Annotated in this window: 12 protein-coding genes and 1 pseudogene; 12 read left to right on the top strand and 1 reads right to left on the bottom strand. The window is 31.9% G+C overall.

All coding sequences use genetic code 11. From position 1 onward, the window contains the following. Positions 1-15: 15 nt before the first annotated feature. The 8 genes and pseudogenes from QM746_RS09875 (at position 16) to QM746_RS09840 (ending at position 9,222) form a co-directional block, all read left to right on the top strand. Positions 16-987 carry a FecCD family ABC transporter permease gene (locus tag QM746_RS09875; RefSeq protein WP_414984067.1) on the top strand — a complete coding sequence of 324 codons (972 nt, stop codon included), beginning with the start codon at positions 16-18 and terminating at the stop codon, positions 985-987. A gap of 100 nt (positions 988-1,087) precedes the next feature. Further along, complete coding sequence (locus QM746_RS09870) at positions 1,088-1,465, top strand: GxxExxY protein (protein ID WP_414984066.1); 378 nt, start codon at positions 1,088-1,090, stop codon at positions 1,463-1,465. 265 nt (positions 1,466-1,730) lie between these two features. Continuing rightward, on the top strand, positions 1,731-2,657 hold the full coding sequence (locus tag QM746_RS09865) for an ABC transporter ATP-binding protein (RefSeq protein ID WP_414984065.1): 927 nt from the start codon (positions 1,731-1,733) through the stop codon (positions 2,655-2,657). 163 nt (positions 2,658-2,820) lie between these two features. Next, positions 2,821-3,273, top strand: coding sequence for a MarR family winged helix-turn-helix transcriptional regulator (locus QM746_RS09860; RefSeq protein ID WP_414984064.1), 453 nt, complete (start codon positions 2,821-2,823; stop codon positions 3,271-3,273). A gap of 21 nt (positions 3,274-3,294) precedes the next feature. After that, on the top strand, positions 3,295-5,700 hold the full coding sequence (locus QM746_RS09855; RefSeq protein WP_414984063.1) for a 3-hydroxyacyl-CoA dehydrogenase/enoyl-CoA hydratase family protein: 2,406 nt from the start codon (positions 3,295-3,297) through the stop codon (positions 5,698-5,700). Positions 5,701-5,754: 54 nt separating this feature from the next. Continuing rightward, the gene (locus QM746_RS09850) at positions 5,755-6,108 is read left to right on the top strand and encodes a four helix bundle protein (RefSeq protein ID WP_414984062.1); all 354 of its coding nucleotides are present in this window, start codon (positions 5,755-5,757) and stop codon (positions 6,106-6,108) included. Positions 6,109-6,153: 45 nt separating this feature from the next. Beyond that, on the top strand, positions 6,154-7,332 hold the full coding sequence (locus QM746_RS09845) for a thiolase family protein (protein ID WP_414984061.1): 1,179 nt from the start codon (positions 6,154-6,156) through the stop codon (positions 7,330-7,332). Positions 7,333-7,445: 113 nt separating this feature from the next. Then, positions 7,446-9,222, top strand: a pseudogene (locus QM746_RS09840) (acyl-CoA dehydrogenase family protein). A gap of 55 nt (positions 9,223-9,277) precedes the next feature. On the opposite strand, the gene QM746_RS09835 reads toward QM746_RS09840, so the two are convergent. Continuing rightward, the gene (locus QM746_RS09835; protein WP_414984060.1) at positions 9,278-10,219 is read right to left on the bottom strand and encodes a helix-turn-helix domain-containing protein; all 942 of its coding nucleotides are present in this window, start codon (positions 10,217-10,219) and stop codon (positions 9,278-9,280) included. 200 nt (positions 10,220-10,419) lie between these two features. Between QM746_RS09835 and QM746_RS09830 the strand changes: the two genes are divergently transcribed. The 4 genes from QM746_RS09830 to QM746_RS09815 all read left to right on the top strand — a co-directional run bounded on the left by QM746_RS09830 (position 10,420) and on the right by QM746_RS09815 (position 14,403). Next, positions 10,420-11,925, top strand: coding sequence for an aldehyde dehydrogenase family protein (locus QM746_RS09830; RefSeq protein WP_414984059.1), 1,506 nt, complete (start codon positions 10,420-10,422; stop codon positions 11,923-11,925). A gap of 76 nt (positions 11,926-12,001) precedes the next feature. Then, entirely contained in the window at positions 12,002-12,376 is a 375-nt protein-coding gene (locus QM746_RS09825; protein WP_414984058.1) for a DUF779 domain-containing protein, read from the top strand. Positions 12,377-13,661: 1,285 nt separating this feature from the next. Further along, complete coding sequence (locus tag QM746_RS09820) at positions 13,662-13,967, top strand: hypothetical protein (RefSeq protein ID WP_414984057.1); 306 nt, start codon at positions 13,662-13,664, stop codon at positions 13,965-13,967. Further along, positions 13,960-14,403 carry a phosphohydrolase gene (locus QM746_RS09815; RefSeq protein WP_414984056.1) on the top strand — a complete coding sequence of 148 codons (444 nt, stop codon included), beginning with the start codon at positions 13,960-13,962 and terminating at the stop codon, positions 14,401-14,403. Before QM746_RS09820 ends, QM746_RS09815 begins: the two co-directional genes overlap by 8 nt. The last annotated feature ends 1 nt before the right edge of the window (position 14,404 follow it).

The following is a 14,404-nucleotide window of genomic DNA, read 5'->3' as shown; positions in this document are numbered from 1 at the left end:
TTTTAAATATAATCTGTGGAAAACAAAAGCTTCAAAACCATTCTTCTCATCTTAGTCATTTTGGTAATCATTTCGGTGGTCATTAATTTGAATATAGGATTTATGAAACTTGGTTTTGAAGATTTTTTTTATCAAAATTCTCAGAACTCTCAAATTGCTTCAATTAGAATAAATCGTGTTTTAGCGATGTTTTTAGCAGGAATTTCTGTGCCCACTTCTGGTTTTCTTTTGCAAGAATATTTTCAGAATCCATTGGCAGGACCTTCTGTTTTAGGTATCACTTCTGTGGCGAGCTTGTGTGTAGCTTTTTATATATTTTTTTCGCAAGACTTTATTCTTCCAGAGTTTTTACAAAACGGTTTCATTAGTATTTCTGCCATTTTAGGAAGCATATTAATGATGAGCGTTTTACTTATTTTTTCAAGAAAATTTCAAGATAAGTCTTACTTAATTATTTTCGGATTTTTGGTTTCAGCATTGGCGGGAGCAGTGGTTTCCATTTTGCAATTGTACGCAGAAAATCAAAGTCTTAAAAATTATATTTTATGGAGTTTTGGAGCCAATAATCAAGTGACGAGAAATCAACTTTTGGTTTTGTTCATTATCGTCTTAATAGGTCTATTTTTAAGTTTTAGAAGCATAAAACCATTAATTGGGAACAGTTTAGGAAATCAATACGCCAAAAGTTTAGGTGTAAATTTAGAGCAATTGAAATATTTCGTAATCATTGCTTCTTCCCTACTTTCTGCTTCTGTTACGGCATTTTTAGGTCCAATTTTATTTATAGGAATTGTTGTTCCGCATTTCAGTAGAATGATTTATTCGCCTGCAAAATTGTGGCAACAATGGATTTTAAATATGATATTGGGAGTTTTCATTATGGAGTTTTTTTCTGTAATTTCAGAACTTTCACAATTTCCTATCAATGTAATTACCAGTTTATTTGGAGTGCCTGTAATTCTGATGATGATTTTGAAGAAGAAATAAAATAAAACGCAAAGGCGCAGTATAAGTAATATTCACTTTATGTTTTTAAGATGCAAGTCATCAAAGATGATTATTTATTAAAAAACTATTAATTAAAAATATGACAGAAAATGAATTATCAAAAGTTGTTTTTGATTTAGGCTTAAAAATTCATAAAAAATTTGGAGCAGGTTTATTTGAAAGTGTATATGAAGAATGTTTATTTTATGAATTAAAAAAAGCAGGGTTAAAAGTAGAAAAACAAAAAACACTTCCAATACTTTATGAAGAATTAAGAATTGAAAATGCTTTTAGAATTGATTTAATTATTGAAGATAAACTTATTTTAGAAATAAAAACTGTAGATTTTATTAATGATGTTCATAAAGCTCAACTTTTAACCTATTTAAAAATGACAAATTGTAAATTAGGATTGCTCCTTAATTTCAGAATAGATATTTTTAAAAATGGAGTAAAAAGGGTTGTTAATGGATTATAAAAATGAAAATCTTTGATTTTCTTGCGCCTTTAACAATGTAACACTTATAAAAAAATTGAATTGCGCCTTTGCGGTTAATTTAAGAAAAGAATTTATAATTTAACGAAAAGACGCTAATTAATGAAATAATAGTAATCTAATTTAAGACGCTAGTCATCAAAGATGACATTAATTCAATGGTGTAAAAATGAAAATCTTTGATTTTCTTGCACCTTAAAAAAGTAAACATTACAAATAAAAATTTGTGCCTTTGCGTTAAATTAATATGTTTTTAGAAATAAAAAATACAACAATCGGTTATCAGAAACCTCTCATTTCAGAGGTTAATGCTTCTTTGGATTTTGGAGATATTTGCCTTTTGATTGGGAACAATGGTGTCGGTAAAACTACTTTAATCAAAAGCATTCTTAATCAAATTTCTCTTATAAATGGTGAAATTTTAATCAATAAAAAACAAAATAATCAACTTTCTAATAAAGAAATTGCAGAACAAATTGCGGTTGTATTTTCAAAATCTCAAATTCCTGCAAACTATACTACAGAAGATTTAATTTCACTCGGTAAATTCATACATCTTCCCTATTATTATCAGTTAGAAAAAGAAGATACACAAGAAGTCAACCACATTATTTCTCAACTAAAATTAGACGAATACAAAAATACTTTACTGCAAAAATTATCAGACGGAAATCTCCAAAAAGCCTTTATTGGAAGAGCTTTAGCACAAAATTCTCCTATGATTATTTTAGACGAACCAACCACTCACTTAGATGAAGACAATAAAATAATTATTCTAAAATTATTAAGAGATTTAGCAAAAAAACACAACAAAATTATACTCTTCTCTTCTCACGATTGGCGATTAGCCAAAGAATTTGCAGATAAAATTTGGTTTGTAAACAACGGAATACTTCAAGAAGGTCTTGCCGAAGATATTCTTTTAGATAATGATTTATTAACCAATCCCAGACTATTCATCATCAACGAAAATTTTGTTTCGCCAGAAATTAATGCTCCTTTTTTAGAAAAAGAGATGCTTTACTCCGCTTTACAGAAAAATTTTAAAAAAGACCTATCCGGTATTAAAATCAATTTTCAGGATAAATTTTGGGAGGTAAATTATCTCCATTTTACTGATAAATGTCATACTTTAGAAGAAATTCTCAAAATCATTAAAAAGCACCTTCAATAAAGGGGTTTTCTAGAATTCTACTCTTCTTCAATATTTTCAATATTATGCTTTGCTTAGTAATTAATTAATTGAAATTCAGTTAATTAATATTTTTTATGAAAATATATTATGCACGCATAGTATTTTTTTTATATTTGCTATGCACGCATAACATTTTTACAAAATGGAAACTAAGAACAAAGGAAAAGTAGAAAGTGTAGATTTATTATTGAAGTCTGTTTGGTTAGCAGTCTCTAAAATGTACACAGAGCAGGCTTCATTATACAATTCTACCGCAGTACAAGCATTAACATTGTTAAAAATTGACCCTAAAGAAGGTACAAGAAGTACAAATCTTGGTCCCAAAATGGCTATAGAACCTACTTCTCTTACCAGAATTATTAAACTTCTGGAAGATAACGGATACATCTATAAAGAAAAAACAACTACAGACAAAAGAGAAGTTATTATAAAATTAACAGATAAAGGACTGAAATCTAGAAACTTGTCTAAAGAAGTTGTAGTAAATTTCAATCAAAAAGTGGTGGATAGAATTGATGCAGAAAAATTTGCAATCTTTAAAGAAGTAATGTCTGACATACTGAAAATCGCAAACGAAATCAATACAAAAAAATAGTATAAAACTCAATATATTAAAATGAAAAGACGAATAAAACACGTTACAGTTCTCGGCTCGGGAATTATGGGAAGCGGCATTGCAGCGCACTTTGCAAACATTGGCGTTGAAGTTTTGCTTTTAGACATTGTTCCTTTTGAACTTACAGATACTGAAACAAAAAAAGGTCTTACAAAAGAAGACAAAACAGTACGCAACAGAATTGCAACTGAAAGCTTGGCAAAATTAGTAAAATCTAGTCCTGCACTTCTTTACAAAAAAGAATTCGCAAACAGAATTTCTGTAGGAAATTTTGACGACGATTTGCAAAAAATCAAAAATACAGATTGGATTATCGAAGTAGTAGTAGAAAGATTAGACATCAAAAAATCTGTTTACGAAAAAATAGAACAATATCGTAAACCAGGGACTTTGGTATCTTCTAACACTTCTGGTATTCCTATTCATTTGCTTACAGAAGGTAGAAGCAACGATTTTAAAAAATATTTCGCAGGGACACATTTCTTTAATCCTGTAAGATATTTACCTCTTTTAGAGATTATTCCAACGCCAGACACAGACCCAGAAATTATAAAATTCTACATGGAATATGGCGAAAAATTCTTAGGTAAAACCATGGTTTTGGCAAAAGATACACCTGCTTTTGTTGCCAATAGAATTGGAGTTTTTTCTATTATGAATTTACTTCACAATGTTAAATCTATCGGTTTAAACGTTACTGAAGTAGATAAATTAACAGGTCCAGTAATTGGAAGACCAAAATCTGCAACTTTCAGAACGGCTGATGTTGTTGGTTTAGATACTTTAGTACTTGTTGCAAATGGCGTTCATAATTCTGGTGCTGAAAGCGAGCAATTTAAAGACACTTTTGTTCTTCCAGATTATATCAATACCATGATGGAAAACAAATGGTTAGGCTCTAAAACAGATGGCGGTTTCTACAAAAAAGTGAAAAATGCAGCCGGAAAATCTGAAATTCAAGGGTTAAATTTAGATACTTTACAATACGAACTACAAGGAAAAGCAAATTTTGCGACTTTAGAATTAACCAAATCTATTGATAAACCTCTTGATAGATTCAAAGTTTTAATTGGTGGTAAAGACAAAGCTGGCGAATTGTACAGAAAATCTTTTGGAGCACTTTTCGCTTACGTTTCTCATAAAGTCCCTGAAATTTCTGACGAAATCTACAAAATAGACGACGCCATGAAAGCAGGTTTCGGTTGGGAAAATGGGCCTTTCGAAATTTGGGATGCTGTAGGCGTTCAAAAAGGAATTGAATTGGCTTCAGAAGCTGGTTTTACGGTTTCTGATTGGGCAAAATCTTTCGCAGAAAAAGGAAATTCTTTCTATCAAGTAAAAGAAGATGGAACAAAAACATTCTTCAACCAACAAGCTTCTGAATTTGCTGAAATTCCTGGTCAAAATAATTTCATTATTCTTGATAACATCAGACCTACCAAAACGCTTTGGAAAAACTCAGGTTCTGCTATTCAATATTTAGGAGACGGTATTATCAATTTTGAAATTCGTTCTAAAATGAATTCTTTGGGAGGTGAAGTTCTTGACGGACTCAACAAAGCTATTGATTTAGCTGAAAAAGAATACGAAGGTTTAGTAATTGGAAATCAAGGTGCTAATTTCTCTGTTGGTGCTAATTTAGCAATGATTCTCATGATGGCAATAGAACAAGATTGGGACGATTTGAACATGGCTATTGCTTATTTCCAAAAATCGATGATGAGAGTTCGCTACTCTTCTATTCCTGTTGTTGTTGCTCCTCACGGAATGACTCTTGGCGGTGGTTGCGAAATGACAATGCACGCAGATAAAGTGGTTGCCGCAGCAGAAACATATATCGGTTTGGTAGAATTCGGAGTTGGTGTAATTCCTGGTGGTGGTGGTTCTAAAGAATTTGCTGTTAGAACCATGAATGACGTGGTTGCAGATGATGTTAAAAACAACCGCCTTAGAGAAGCCTTCATGAATATTGCAATGGCAAAAGTGGCTACTTCTGCTCACGAAGCTTTTGATATGGGAATTCTTCAGAAACATAAAGATATTGTTGTGGTTAACAAAAACAGACAAATTGCTGAAGCTAAAAAAGTAGCATTATTGATGGCTGAACAAGGTTATACTCAACCTGTTCAACAAAAAGTAAAAGTTCTCGGTCAAGGTGCTTTGGGAATGTTCTACGTAGGAACCGACCAAATGGTAACCGGTAATTTCATCTCTGACCACGATAAGAAAATTGCTGATAAATTGGCTTATGTAATGGTTGGTGGTAGTTTATCTGAACCAACTGAAGTTACAGAACAATACTTATTGAACCTAGAAAGAGAAGCTTTCTTACAATTGTGTGGAGAAAGAAAAACTCTAGAAAGAATTCAGTATATGTTACAGAATGGTAAACCGCTTCGTAATTAATTTGTACAAAGTAAAATGTACAAAGTAAAAAGTATTTTGAATTAATTTTAAATTATGCACAATTTTAGAGAGTTAGAGGTTTGGAAAAAAGCGATTGATTTAACAACGCTTTACTATAAATTTTCAAAAACTTTCCCAAAAGATGAACTCTTTGGGTTAACTTCTCAATCTCGAAGAAGTTTGGTTTCAATATCTTCAAATATAGCAGAAGGCGCTGGTAGAGATACCGACAAACAATTTGTTCAGTTTTTATCTATTGCTTTAGCTTCTTCTTTTGAGTTTGAAACACAACTAATTGTTGCAAAAAATTTAGAATACATTTCAAATGAAAATTATGATTTAGTTTTCAATGAACTGAGACATATTCAAAATATGCTGATAAAATTAATCAACAATTACAAATCTTAATAAAAGTACATTGTACATTGTACATTGTACATAATACAAAAAATTATGAAACAAGCATATATAGTAGCAGGCTACAGAACGGCAGTAGGAAAAGCTCCGAAAGGTTCTCTTCGTTTTACTCGTCCAGATGTAATGGCTGCAAAAGTTATAGAAAAATTGATGGCAGATTTGCCACAGTTAGATAAAAACAGAGTTGACGACCTAATCGTTGGAAATGCTATGCCAGAAGCCGAACAAGGTCTTAACGTGGCTCGTCTCATTTCTTTAATGGGAATGAATACCGATAAAGTTCCTGGTGTTACCGTAAACAGATATTGTGCTTCAGGTTCAGAAGCAATTGCTATAGCTTCTGCAAAAATTCAGGCAGGGATGGCAGATTGTATCATTGCAGGAGGTGCAGAAAGTATGTCTTTTATTCCGATGGGAGGCTACAAACCAGTTCCTGAAAGTCATATTGCAAAATCTAACCCAGATTATTATTGGGGAATGGGCTACACTGCTGAAGAGGTAGCAAAACAATATAATATTTCTAGAGAAGAGCAAGATCAATTCGCTTTTGAATCTCATCAAAAAGCTTTGAAAGCACTTTCTGAAGGTAAATTTGCAAAACAAATCGTTCCGATTCCAGTAGAATATAATTTCTTAGACGAAAATCAAAAAGTTCAAACCAAAAAATTTGATTTTTCTGTAGATGAAGGTCCTAGAGCAGATACTTCTATTGAAGGTTTGGCAAAACTAAGACCTGTTTTTGCAGCTGGAGGATCTGTAACTGCAGGTAATTCGTCTCAAATGTCTGATGGAGCTGCTTTTGTGGTAGTAATGTCAGAAGAAATGGTTAAAGAACTAAATTTAGAACCTATTGCAAGATTAGTTTCTTATTCCGCTGTTGGTCTTGAACCAAGAATTATGGGAGTCGGTCCAATTTACGCTATTCCAAAAGCGTTAAAACAAGCTGGGCTTTCTCTTCAAGATATTGGTTTAATTGAATTGAACGAAGCATTTGCTTCTCAGTCAGTTGCGATTAAAAAAGAATTGGATTTAAATCCAGAAATTTTGAATGTAAACGGTGGCGCAATCGCTCTTGGTCATCCTCTTGGTTGTACAGGAACTAAACTAACCGTTCAGCTTCTTGACGAAATGAAATTAAGAGGCGTAAAATATGGTATGGTTTCGATGTGTGTAGGAACAGGACAAGGCGCTGCGAGTATAATTGAACTTCTTTAAATCATAAAAAGTACAATGTACTATGTACAATGTATCTTTTAAAATTTCAAAAAAAATATTAACAAAAAGTACTTTGTACTTTGTACATCGTACATAAATACAAATAAATTAATATGAGCACACTAAAAGGAGGAGAATTCCTTATAAAAGAAATAGAAGCTAAGAATATCTTCACTATGGAAGATTTTTCGGAGGAACAAAAAATGCTTCGCGACTCTGCCAAAGAATTTATAGACAAAGTTGTAGTTCCAAACAAAGAAAGATTTCGAGAAAAAAGACTACGCATTCACTGAAGAATGTATGAAACAAATTGGGGAAATGGGATTCTTAGGAATTGCAGTTCCAGAAAATTACGGCGGTTTAGGTCTTGGTTTCGTTTCTACCATGATTTCTTGTGATTATCTTTCTGGCGCAACAGGTTCGTTAGCAACCGCTTATGGCGCTCACACTGGTATTGGAACGCTTCCTATCCTATTGTACGGAACTGAAGCTCAAAAACAAAAATATTTACCAGATTTAGCAGCTGGAACTAAATTCGGAGCGTATTGTCTTACTGAACCTGATGCTGGTTCTGATGCAAATTCTGGAAAAACCAAAGCCAAACTTTCGGAAGACGGAAAACACTACATCATCAACGGACAAAAAATGTGGATTTCTAACGCAGGTTTTGCTGATACCTTCACGTTCTTCGCAAAAATTGATGATGATAAAAATATCACAGGTTTCGTAGTCAACAGAAGTGAATTAGAAAATCCTGATAGCCTTACTTTCGGGGAAGAAGAACATAAATTGGGGATTAGAGCCTCTTCTACTCGCCAGGTTTTCTTCAATGATATGAAAGTTCCTGTTGAATGTCTTTTGGGCGAAAGAAACAATGGTTTCAAAATCGCTTTAAATGCTTTGAATGTTGGTAGAATTAAATTAGCAGCAGCTTGTTTAGATGCTCAAAGAAGAATTTTTAATCATTCTGTTCAATATTCAAACGAAAGAAAACAATTCAACACTCCTATTGCAACTTTTGGGGCAATTAGAAAAAAATTAGCAGAAATGGCTACGGCTACTTTCGTTTCAGAAGCAGGTTCTTACAGAGCTGCTCAAGATGTTCAAAATAAAATTGATGCTTTGGTAGAAGGCGGAATGAATCATCAAGAAGCTGAATTAAAAGGTGTGGAAGAATATGCTGTAGAATGTTCTATCTTAAAAGTTTTTGTTTCTGATACAGCTCAAAATTCAGCAGATGAAGGAATTCAAATTTTTGGAGGAATGGGCTTCTCTGAAGATACACCAATGGAAGCAGCTTGGAGAGATGCCAGAATTTCTAGAATTTATGAAGGAACCAACGAAATCAACAGACTTCTTTCTGTAGGAATGTTGATTAAGAGAGCCTTCAAAGGAGAAATAGATTTAATGTCTCCTGCAATGGCAGTTGGTAAAGAATTAATGGGCATCCCAAGTTTCGAAACGCCAGATTATTCTGAATTTATGAGCGAAGAAAAAGCAATTATCGCTAATCTTAAGAAAGTTTTCTTGATGGTTTCTGGTGCTGCACTTCAAAAATATATGATGGAAATTGAGAAGCAACAACATTTATTGATTAATGCTTCAGAGATTTTAAATCAAATTTATATGGCAGAATCTGCTATTTTAAGAGTTGAAAAACATTTTGCTCCAGATTCTGTAGAAGCTGCAATGGCTCAACTGAATCTTTACAAAGCAATAGAAAAAATTATTGCTGCGGCTAAAGAAGGAATTGTTTCTTTTGCTGAAGGAGATGAACAACGTATGATGCTTTCTGGCTTAAGAAGATTTACAAAATACACCAATCAGCCAAACGTAATTGCGTTAACTGAAAAAATTGCGAAACATTTTGTAGAGAAAAATTCTTACTAAATTTTGTTCAATCATAAATCTAAAACGCTCCAATGTTGGAGCGTTTTTTTTTGGTTTAAGAAACTATTTTATAGTCTGAAAAAAGACTTCTTTGATAGTTTTTGGGTGTAATTCCTTCAAAAGTTTTAAAGGTTTTTATAAAATGATTTGTATCCGAAAAACCTGTGGCAAAAGCTACTTCTTTTATGCTTTGGTCTTCTTTTAAAAGCTCTTTAGAACGTTTTATTCTTTCGATTAAAATAAATTCGTTGGGAGCAATGCCTATTTCGTATTTAAAAAGTTTGAAAAAATTAGATTTACTTACCAATGCCAATCTTGCCAAGTGTTCTACGCTTAATTTTTGGTGAAGATTATTCTTAATATAATCAATTATAAATGCTAATCTGCTGGTGTTTTTTAGCTTTTTATAATCACTTTCTATCAATTTACTTGCTTGCGTCTGCATCAATCGTATTAAAAGTTCTTTTAAAGCCAAATCTGCCATAATATCTTTATTCATATTATCTTCCATGGCTATTCTCATCAAGTTATTAGTAGCCGAAGCCAATGGCAAACTGTTGAACAAATAAAATTGTTCATTAGAAATTCGCCAAGAACTATCATCATCTATTTTGCGAAGTTTTGTATTGAAATAATTGAGAGAATTTTCTACAAAATCTGGACTAAAGCTAAGCGCAATACATTGCGAAGGAGTTTCATCTGCTTCTGGAAAATCAATAACCATTGTCTCTCCCGGCGAAACCAAAACCGTTTCTCCAGGGAAATAATCAAAATAATCTGTTTTATCTTCTAATTTCATTGTTTTTTTTCCTCTTAACATGGCTGTAAAAGTTAAATCATTAAACCGTAGTTTAACATCAGCAGCTCGCTTATGAGTTTCGAAGAGAGAAAACTCACAGTTATTTAGGGTAAACGTAGTCTTATTTTCAATGATGCTATCGAGTTGCTCATTTGCCGTCAAATCAGGAGTATAGAGCAAATTTTTACCATTATTCATATATATTTATTGGGTAATTTTTTAATAAAATAGGTATATGGTCTAAATATATCATTTTTTTTCAACCAACCAAGAATTATATTATCTATTCATCACATATAGTACCCAAATATTATTTTACTATCAATTTAGACGATTATACTATGACATTTATCATATTCTGAATACTTTGGCAACATAAAAATTTAAAAACTATTTATATGTCAACAATTATCAACCGTCCTGTATTAAAAGAAAAATACGACAATTTTATTAATGGAAAATGGACTGCTCCTTCCACTGGGCAGTATTTTGAAGTACTATCTCCGTTAGATGGTAAAATAATGTCTAAAGCAGCACATTCTGCTAAACAAGACATTGAAGCAGCTGTAGATGCAGCATCAGAAGCATTTAAAACTTGGAGTGAAACATCTGCCACAGAACGTAGTATTATCCTCAATAAAATTGCAGATAGAATTGAAGAAAATCTTCCTTTTCTTGCCGCTGTAGAAACCGTAGACAACGGAAAAGCGATTAGAGAAACTATGGCTGCGGATTTGCCTTTAGCGGTAGATCATTTCAGATATTTTGCAAGCGTAATAAGAGCAGAAGAAGGTTCTATTTCAGAATTAGACAAAGATACCGTTTCTATAATTGTGCACGAACCTATTGGAGTGATTGCACAAATTATCCCTTGGAATTTCCCGCTATTGATGGCTGTTTGGAAATTGGCTCCTGCCCTTGCTGCTGGTAACTGCGTAGTATTGAAACCTGCAGAAAGTACTCCTATTTCTATTATGGTTTTAATGGAAGTTATAGAAGATTTATTACCAGCTGGTGTTATTAATATTGTGAATGGTTTCGGAGCAGAATTGGGTAGAACTTTAGTTACCAATCCTAAAGTTTCTAAAGCCGCTTTTACAGGTTCTACAGCAACAGGTAGAATGGTTATGCAATACGCTACAGAAAATATTATCCCAGTAACTTTAGAATTAGGAGGTAAATCTCCAAACGTTTTCTTCCCTTCTGTGATGGATGCAGATGACGAATTTCTAGACAAAGCTGTTGAAGGTGCTGTACTTTTTGCGCTTAACCAAGGTGAAATTTGTACTTGTCCTTCAAGATTACTGGTTCACGAATCTATCGCAGACAAATTTCTAGAAAAAGTGGTAGAAAGAACTAAAGCTATTAAAACTGGACATCCTTTAGATTCTACTGTAATGATGGGAGCTCAAGCTTCACAAATTCAGAAAGATAAAATCCTTTCATATATTAAATTAGGAAAAGAAGAAGGTGCTGAAGTTCTTTGCGGTGGTGATGTTAATCATCTTGGTGGAGATTTAGAAGGTGGATATTATATTCAGCCAACTATTTTCAAAGGACACAATAAAATGAGAATTTTCCAAGAAGAAATTTTCGGGCCTGTATTAGCTGTTACCACTTTCAAAACAACCAAAGAAGCTATAGAATTAGCAAATGATACCATGTATGGTTTAGGAGCGGGAGTCTGGACAAGAGATGCTCACGAATTATACAGAGTTCCAAGAGCAATACAAGCAGGTAGAGTTTGGGTAAATCAATACCACGCATATCCTGCGGGAGCTCCATTTGGAGGCTACAAACAATCTGGAATTGGAAGAGAAAACCACAAAATGATGCTAGACCATTACAGACAAACTAAAAATATGTTAATTTCTTACAATAAAAACAAGTTAGGATTTTTCTAAAATTTGTTTTTATCAAAAACCGAAGGAATGTTGTTCATCAGCATTCCTTTTTTTATCTTTATTAAAATTAAAAATTATGGTAAAAAGAATAGACGTAACTCAAAAAGCTTTGGAAGTAATAAAAACTTTAAAAGAAAAACATGGTGACCTAATGTTTTACCAAGCTGGCGGATGCTGCGAAGGAACACAGCCACAATGTTTCGAAAAAGGAGGCTTCTACGTAAGAACAAACGATGTGATGATTGGTTTGGTAGATGGTTTTGAATTTTGGCTAGACCGTGATTTATTCGAATATTGGAAATTTTCTCACTTTACATTAGATGTAGTAGATGGTTTCGGACCTGGTGGCTTTTCTCTAGAAACACCATTAGGAAAAACTTTCAAAATAGACTACAAATTATTTTCGGAAGACGAATTAAAAAACCTAGAACCTATAAAAAGAATGGAATAAATATTTTAAAATACTTCGAATAATTGAAATATTTTTCACTTTTATTGTATATATCATCAAAAATGGGAGAATAAAAATAATTGAATTTTCACTAAAATAACTCATTAACCTTAATTTAATAAATTGTTAGTAATTTTAATTTTCCTTTAAAACAAAAGGGTTTTTCTCATTTAAAAAAGTGAATAACTATTTGAAAACAAGTGAAGAAAAACAAATAGAATTATTTGCAAATCAGGATTTTATAATATTATCTTTACATCAACAATCAAGTCAAGCTTTTGAGTTGAAACCCGAAGTCTAAAGTTGAAAGAGCCAAAGATTAAGGTCTTAACAAGGATATAAAATAAAATTTTTACTTGAAATTTGTTTTGAAGTGGATGCGTAATTGCTAAGCCGAAACTAAAATTATTAAGCAAAAAATCTTTTATATTTCTAAAAGCGACTTAAAAATTGTCTAAAAACAATCAACTTCAAAGTTTTGAAAGAATTTAAAGTTTTTTCTGAAATTTGAATGAGAGGTTAAGACAAAAACCGTCTGATACTTATATTCAAATGTTTTGAAAATCGAAAGGCTTTTCTAAGCTAATAAGAGGAAGACACAAGAAGCAGTCTTAATTAAGATAAAAAATGAATTATAATGGTCTTATTTTACATTTTACGCTTAGTGAAAGACTAAAAAACCGTCAGAAGTGGAAAGTTGACAATTTCAAGGATGAAATATCTAAGAATCAAAACTGAAAGCAATGACAAAAACCGTCTAAATGCTTATTGTAGCTATATTTTTTTTAGAATGAAAATTTAAGAAAAAGCAATAAGCAAAGACAAAAACTGTCAAACACTTAAGTTTATTAGTTTAAGCAATTAAACTTTAAACTTAGGTGATGACAAAAAAAACAGTCTGAAAAATTTAGTTTCAAAAAATTGAAAAACGCAAAGTAATTTCATAGAAACTAAAAATTAAAGACAAACATAAGCTGAAACTCATTAATTGTGAGGAAAATAAGCGAAACTTAGCAAAATTCTAAATAATACCGAAAGGTAAATTTTTTGGAAAATGCAACTGAAATAGTTTCAAAAAATGCTTTTATCCAAAACAGAGAATCGGCTAATCCGAGCTGATGACAATAACATCTTAACTTGAAAAAGAAAAGAAGTTTTGCCATCAGTCTTTTTTTGTTTCTGTATTTTGTGTACAAAAATTTACTATTTTTACATAATAAAATTACAAACCATGAAATCTTAGAAAATTTTTGATAAAAATCCTAAGATTAAAAAAATTAATATCATGAAAAAATTATTTACTCTTACAATGTTTGTATTACCGTTTCTAGGATTTTCTCAAATTAAAAATTTCACTCTTCCAAATGTAGAAATACCAAAAGTGGAGATGCCAAAAATAGAGCTTCCTACAATAGATTTGTCAATAAAAACAAATGTTTTAGATTATAAAAAATTTAGTGCTACAAAATCTCCAGCTCCTTATAATATACCGATTGCAAAAAGCAGAAACGCCGATTTGTATAAAATTTTAGTAGCAAAACCTAAAGAAAATTTAGAAAAAATTCTAATTGCAAAACCGAAAAATGAGTAAAGAACTTTTACTAAACAAAGCCATAAAAATTGCCGAAAAAGGACACAGAAAACAAGTTGACAAATATGGCGCTCCTTATATAAAACACGTAATGAGAGTGATGGAATACGGAAAAACGCTAGACGAAAAAATTGTAGGCGTTTTGCACGATTTGATTGAAGATTGCCCAGATTATTCATATGATTTTCTAAGAAAACAAGGTTTCTCCGAAGCTCAAATTTTTGCTATAGAATGTCTTACCAAAAATCCGCCAAATGAAGATTACGACGAATTTATCAAAAGAACAGAAAAATCTCCTCTTGCTATTGCCGTTAAATTAAATGATTTGCGAGATAATATGGATTTGAGAAGAATTAACAGACCTTTAACCGAAAAAGACTTAAAACGCCTCAATAAATATTTGAAAGCGTATCAATATCTCATCGAAAAATACTAAA

The organism is Cloacibacterium sp., from assembly GCF_047601505.1.
Classification (GTDB): domain Bacteria; phylum Bacteroidota; class Bacteroidia; order Flavobacteriales; family Weeksellaceae; genus Cloacibacterium.
The sequence above is the reverse complement of the archived record's forward strand: the minus strand, read 5'-3'. Positions and strand labels throughout refer to the sequence as shown.